Source organism: Rhizobium sp. 01T417, assembly GCF_056398905.1.
Window position 1 is genome coordinate 1 of sequence record NZ_JBFTQH010000082.1, and the last position, 4,702, is coordinate 4,702.

Annotated in this window: 6 protein-coding genes; 4 read left to right on the forward strand and 2 right to left on the reverse strand. The window is 58.2% G+C overall.

Annotation, left to right across the window (positions count from 1 at the left end; translation table 11 throughout):
- Positions 1–229: 229 nt before the first annotated feature.
- Both AC1DPR_RS31320 and AC1DPR_RS31325 read right to left on the reverse strand, forming a co-directional pair.
- Positions 230–658, reverse strand: a complete 429-nt coding sequence (locus AC1DPR_RS31320) for an NUDIX hydrolase (RefSeq protein WP_477817950.1) — start codon at positions 656–658, stop codon at positions 230–232.
- A 7-nt stretch (positions 659–665) separates the two neighbouring features.
- The gene (locus AC1DPR_RS31325) at positions 666–959 is read right to left on the reverse strand and encodes a hypothetical protein (protein ID WP_025662697.1); all 294 of its coding nucleotides are present in this window, start codon (positions 957–959) and stop codon (positions 666–668) included.
- Positions 960–1,444: 485 nt separating this feature from the next.
- Between AC1DPR_RS31325 and rpsL the strand changes: the two genes are divergently transcribed.
- From rpsL to AC1DPR_RS31345, 4 genes are all read left to right on the forward strand, one after another.
- The gene (gene rpsL, locus AC1DPR_RS31330; RefSeq protein WP_003547537.1) at positions 1,445–1,816 is read left to right on the forward strand and encodes a 30S ribosomal protein S12; all 372 of its coding nucleotides are present in this window, start codon (positions 1,445–1,447) and stop codon (positions 1,814–1,816) included.
- 77 nt (positions 1,817–1,893) lie between these two features.
- A complete protein-coding gene (gene rpsG, locus AC1DPR_RS31335; RefSeq protein WP_018860448.1) occupies positions 1,894–2,364 on the forward strand; it encodes a 30S ribosomal protein S7 in 471 nt (156 codons plus the stop codon).
- Between the two features lie 29 nt (positions 2,365–2,393).
- Positions 2,394–4,493: an elongation factor G gene (gene fusA / locus AC1DPR_RS31340; protein ID WP_477817951.1), complete on the forward strand. Its 2,100-nt coding sequence runs from the start codon at positions 2,394–2,396 to the stop codon at positions 4,491–4,493.
- Positions 4,494–4,562: 69 nt separating this feature from the next.
- A partial coding sequence (locus AC1DPR_RS31345) for a GTP-binding protein (protein WP_234836486.1) occupies positions 4,563–4,702 on the forward strand: 140 nt, incomplete at its 3' end.

The following is a 4,702-nucleotide window of genomic DNA, read 5'->3' on the forward strand; positions in this document are numbered from 1 at the left end:
AAACCTAAACCTGGGGTGGCCCAGCAAGTGGCAGCAAATGCCGGTCGCTGGTGGCGCAACAGCGGCAAGCTCCTTAACGCCACCCTCACCATTAGATGGGCTGACCAACTTGGAATGCCCAGGCTCGTCTAACCTCAATCTCTCGAACCGCCCGGCGCGGACCCGCATGCCGGGTGGTGTGATCACATCGATCGCCCCCTATGCCGATTGAATTCGATTTTGCAAGGGCTCAGCTCAGCAGCGGTAGGCCTTGCTCCATACCGTAGCCCAGCCGAACGTGGGCATCGTCGAAGCTGAGCCAGAAGAAACGGAACAGGATTGGCCTCCCGCCGCTGAACGGCGTCATTTCGCGATGCAGCCAGGTGGAGGGCTGCTCACCTTCAAGCGGAATGTGGAAGTAATGTCGCCGGTGGCAGACGTCGCTGCCATCCTTGTAGAAACGGTAGTCATTGACAACCAGCGGGGCGAGGGGAGTCTTAGACAGGATTCCCGTTTCTTCCGAAAACTCTCGAAGGGCTGCCGTGGCGATATCTTCGCCAGCTTCTACCGTGCCGCCCGGAACCTGAAGCTCGATCTCCGGAAAGTCCGGCTCATCGAAAACCAGCAGCCGGTCGCGCCAGGTTGCATAGATCAGCACCTTGAGCGCATCCGGCTTCATCGTTGCCTCAGCTGAAGCGGATGATCGCGACTTCGCCGTCGACGGCGCCCTGATAGGCGGAGGCGTGAGGCTCCTCGGACGGCACTTCGGTCAGCATGCCGATCTGGTCGAGGTCGGCCTCGATGAAACCTTCTTCCGCAAGCGCATTCAGAGCCTCGCGCACGGCGCTGTCGTCGTCGGCGGCCTTGAGCATGATATGGAGATCGACGCCCTCGCTGTTGTCGGACTCATAGCCCTTGCCGATGATGATGAAGACCATCGGGCCTTCGGAAATGTTGTCGTTGTCGGGGGCGGTGATCATCGGATGTCCTTCGATTCGAGATTTGAATCTGATTTCATGCGTTTAGCGTCTGCAATCGGTGATTCCATAGCCGCTTTTTACTGCAATGCTCAAGTTTATCTTGCTGTGCAGCAGCGAATGCGCCTAGAAGCTCCAAAAGAGCGCGTAGTGGCCGGGTTTCAAGGCGTTTGGCCGAAGTTTATTTCTTAACGGCCTTGACGAGACGACGGGAAACCAGTAGTACCCGCGCCATCCGGACCCATGTGAGGCATGGCCATTCGGGGCGACGCGCCCCGGAGATCACCTCAAACAAGGTTCGAAACGCACGTTGAAGATATGATGCCTGCACGCATGACGCATGTCTTTTGCGTCCTCTGCTCTCAGTGGTCCATCTGCGAAAGCGGATCGGGCCACGTTTTGCGCATTGAGACAAGCGTGTGATCTTGCCGGAGACGGCGCGAGTTACGCCCGCAAGGGATTGAGATATAAACGTAAGGGATGGTTGAATGCCTACCGTAAACCAGCTTATCCGCAAGCCGCGTCAGGCGAACGTAAAGCGTAATAAGGTTCCTGCCCTGCAGGAGAACCCGCAGAAGCGCGGCGTTTGCACCCGCGTCTACACGACGACGCCGAAGAAGCCGAACTCGGCTCTGCGTAAGGTCGCAAAGATCCGCCTGACCAACGGCTTCGAAGTCATTGGTTACATCCCCGGTGAAGGCCACAACCTTCAGGAACACTCTGTCGTCATGATCCGCGGCGGCCGTGTTAAGGACCTTCCGGGTGTTCGTTACCACATCATCCGCGGCGTTCTCGATACCCAGGGTGTCAAGAACCGCAAGCAGCGCCGTTCGAAGTACGGTGCGAAGCGTCCGAAGTAATTCGGCTTTGAAATCCCGGCGCTGCGCGAGGTCCTCCGCGTGGTAGAGCGCCTTTAACAATTGAAGAGACGAGAAGTATGTCCAGACGTCACAGAGCAGAAAAGCGCGAGATCAACCCGGACCCGAAGTTCGGCGATCTGGTTGTTACCAAGTTCATGAATGCAATCATGCTTGACGGCAAGAAGTCCGTCGCTGAAAGCATTGTCTACGGCGCATTTGACTCCGTACAGGGCAAGTCCAAGCAGGAGCCGCTCGGCGTGTTCCATCAGGCTCTGGACAACGTTGCTCCGCACGTTGAAGTCCGTTCGCGCCGTGTTGGTGGTGCAACCTACCAGGTTCCGGTTGATGTTCGTCCGGAGCGCCGTCAGGCCCTGGCCATCCGCTGGCTTATCGCTGCCGCGCGCAAGCGCAACGAAACGACCATGATCGACCGACTGTCGGGCGAGCTTCTCGATGCATCCAACAACCGTGGTTCCGCGGTCAAGAAGCGCGAAGACACGCACAAGATGGCTGACGCCAACCGTGCGTTCTCGCATTATCGCTGGTAATCCCGAACGGGTTCGAAAGGCAGTCCACAATGGCTCGCGAATATAAAATTGAAGACTACCGAAATTTCGGTATCATGGCGCACATCGACGCCGGCAAGACGACGACGACTGAGCGTATCCTTTACTACACCGGCAAGTCGCACAAGATCGGCGAAGTGCACGATGGCGCGGCCACGATGGACTGGATGGAGCAGGAGCAGGAGCGTGGTATCACGATCACCTCCGCTGCCACCACGACCTTCTGGAAGGGCCGTGACGGCAAGATGCGCCGCTTCAACATCATCGACACCCCCGGCCACGTCGACTTCACCATCGAAGTCGAGCGTTCGCTGCGCGTTCTCGACGGTGCGATTGCTCTTCTCGACGCCAACGCCGGTGTTGAGCCGCAGACGGAAACCGTCTGGCGCCAGGCTGAGAAGTACAATGTTCCGCGCATGATCTTCTGCAACAAGATGGACAAGACCGGTGCGGACTTCTRCCGCTCCGTCGAGATGATCAAGACCCGTCTCGGCGCAACGGCTGTCGTCATGCAGCTGCCGATCGGCGCAGAAAGCGACTTCAAGGGCGTTGTCGACCTGATCGAGATGAACGCTCTCGTCTGGCGCGATGAATCGCTCGGCGCCCAGTGGGATGTCGTCGAAATCCCGGAAGACATGAAGGTCAAGGCTGAAGAATATCGCGAAAAGCTGATCGAGACCGTTGTCGAGATCGACGAAGCCGCGATGGAAGCCTACCTCGAAGGCACCATGCCCGACAACGATCAGATCCGCGCGCTCGTCCGTCGCGGCACGATCGACGTCAAGTTCCACCCGATGTTCTGCGGTACCGCCTTCAAGAACAAGGGCGTTCAGCCGCTGCTCGACGCCGTTGTCGATTACCTGCCGTCGCCGCTCGATATTCCGGCGATCAAGGGCATCGACTTCAAGACGGAAGCCGAAATCGAGCGTCACGCTGACGACTCCGAGCCGCTTTCGATGCTCGCATTCAAGATCATGAACGACCCGTTCGTCGGTTCGCTGACCTTCGCACGCATCTATTCCGGCAAGCTCGAAAAGGGTTCGTCGGTTCTGAACACGGTCAAGGACAAGCGCGAGCGCGTCGGCCGTATGCTGCAGATGCACTCGAACTCGCGTGAAGACATCGAAGAAGCCTTCGCAGGTGATATCGTTGCTCTCGCTGGTCTCAAGGAAACCACCACGGGTGACACGCTCTGCGATCCGCTGAAGCCTGTTATTCTCGAGCGCATGGAATTCCCCGAGCCGGTCATCCAGATCGCGATCGAGCCGAAGTCCAAGGGCGACCAGGAAAAGATGGGCCTCGCGCTCAACCGCCTGGCTGCTGAAGACCCGTCCTTCCGCGTCAAGACCGACCAGGAATCCGGCCAGACGATCATCGCCGGCATGGGCGAACTTCACCTCGACATCATCGTCGACCGCATGCGTCGCGAATTCAAGGTTGAAGCAAACGTCGGTGCTCCGCAGGTTGCCTACCGCGAAACCATCACGCGCCAGCACGAAGAAGACTACACGCACAAGAAGCAGTCCGGTGGTACCGGTCAGTTCGCGCGCGTCAAGATCGTCTTCGAACCGAACCCGGATGGCGAAGACTTCAAGTTCGAGTCCAAGATTGTCGGTGGTGCAGTTCCGAAGGAATACATTCCGGGCGTTCAGAAAGGTATCGAAAGCGTTCTGTCTTCCGGTCCGCTGGCTGGCTTCCCGATGCTCGGCGTCAAGGCGACGCTCATCGACGGTGCCTTCCACGACGTCGACTCGTCGGTTCTGGCGTTCGAAATCGCTTCGCGTGCTTGCTTCCGTGAAGCAGCCAAGAAGGCCGGCGCTCAGCTCCTCGAGCCGATGATGAAGGTCGAAGTCGTCACGCCGGAAGATTACGTCGGTGACGTTATCGGTGACCTGAACTCCCGCCGTGGTCAGATCCAGGGCCAGGAAAGCCGTGGTATCGCCGTCGTCATCGCCGCCAACGTTCCGCTGGCGAACATGTTCAAGTACGTCGATAACCTGCGCTCCATGTCACAGGGCCGTGCTCAGTACACGATGACCTTCGATCACTACGCGCCGGTCCCGTCGAACGTCGCAACGGAAATCCAGGCAAAGTATTCCGGTCAGAAGTGACCGGAATACCAATTGACCGATAACAAGAATTAGATCCCTCACGGGACCTTAAAAGAGTGGAGAGCCCAAATGGCAAAGAGTAAGTTTGAGCGCAACAAGCCGCACGTTAACATCGGCACGATCGGCCACGTTGACCACGGCAAGACGTCTCTGACGGCAGCGATCACGAAGTACTTCGGCGAGTTCAAGGCGTACGACCAGATCGACGC